Origin of the sequence: Adlercreutzia sp. ZJ176, from assembly GCF_011038975.1 — a bacterium.
GTDB lineage: Bacteria > Actinomycetota > Coriobacteriia > Coriobacteriales > Eggerthellaceae > CAAEEV01.
The window spans coordinates 1-1034 of record NZ_JAAKEC010000048.1 but is presented as its reverse complement, the minus strand read 5'-3'; the positions used below and the strand labels follow the sequence as shown (position 1 = coordinate 1034).

Sequence of the window (1034 nt, the reverse complement as noted above, 5' to 3'; positions counted from 1 at the left end):
GCGCGCCCGCAGGCACGTGCCACCTGTACCGCTTCCTCAGCTGTCAGATCTTCTGTCGCCATCTCTCCTCGCAACTACCCTCAACCCCACGGGGACCTCCTTCGCCCTGCCGCAGATGGTCACCTCGAGCCAGGCCGTGCTCCGGTGGCGGTCGATCCTCTTGACGGGGAACGCGCACCCCAAAAGCGGCCCTTCGGTGACCACCACCTCGTCGCCCTCCTTGACCGCCGTGGACATGGGGACCGCGCGCCTGCCCTCCTTGGTGAAGGCCGCCATCCACGCCGCCTCGTCATCGCTCAGGGGGGTGAACCCCTCCTCGTTCCGCAGGAGCCGTGCGAACTCGCCTGCCGTGCGGCAGACGCGCTCGAGGTCCTGAGGCCTGCTGCTCGCCGCCACCAGGTAGCCGGGGGTGAGCCTGCGCCTCACGAGCCGGTACTCTCCTTTGACCTTCGCCTGCGTCTCGTAGCGCGGCGAGAACACGCGGGCGAGCGCCTGCGGCGCCACCTCGCCCGCCTCGGCGAGCTCGGCCGCCCTGCGGCGCACGCGCTCTAGCACGATATCGTCGCGGCCGGCGCCCACCTGGATCACGTACCACCTGGGCATGGGGCAGGCTCCTCCCTGCGCGCCCGGCCCCGGGGCTGACGCCCGCCCCGGGGCCCGCCTGAGGGGCCGCCGCGGGGCCCGTCGCCCCGTGCGGCGCCCCTTGGGCTCGCACCCGGGCGCGGCTTCGCCACCCGCGCCTCGCGCGCGTCGAAACGAAAAGGTATCCATCCCCCTGACCGATGCGGGGCTCGCCACAGGCGCAGACTCCGTCGCGTCAAGGTATGTGTTCCGGCATGCGCCCTCTCTAGGCGCGCGCCGGGGAGGCCGGTCAGGCGTCCCAGCCAGGCAGCTGCCGAGCTGGAGCTCCCGTCAGCCCTTCTCGGGCACGTTGAGCGCGGCCTTCAGCAGGAAGCCGCCGCCCGGCTCGTCGAAGCGCACGTAGGCCATGCGCTTGCGGCGGTTCACGCTCCCGACGGAGCGCTCATGCCCCA

At 72.5% G+C, this 1034-nt stretch carries 1 protein-coding gene; it reads right to left on the bottom strand.

The window, feature by feature from the left end; translation table 11 throughout:
• Positions 1 to 36: 36 nt before the first annotated feature.
• Positions 37 to 603, bottom strand: coding sequence for a transcription termination/antitermination protein NusG (locus G7Y50_RS11855; protein WP_165056836.1), 567 nt, complete (start codon positions 601 to 603; stop codon positions 37 to 39).
• Positions 604 to 1034 lie beyond the last annotated feature (431 nt).

Excerpts from the sequence above, each read along its gene's own strand:
- G7Y50_RS11855 (WP_165056836.1), bottom strand. The coding sequence starts at position 603 with ATGCCCAGGTGGTACGTGATCCAGGTGGGCGCCGGCCGCGACGATATC.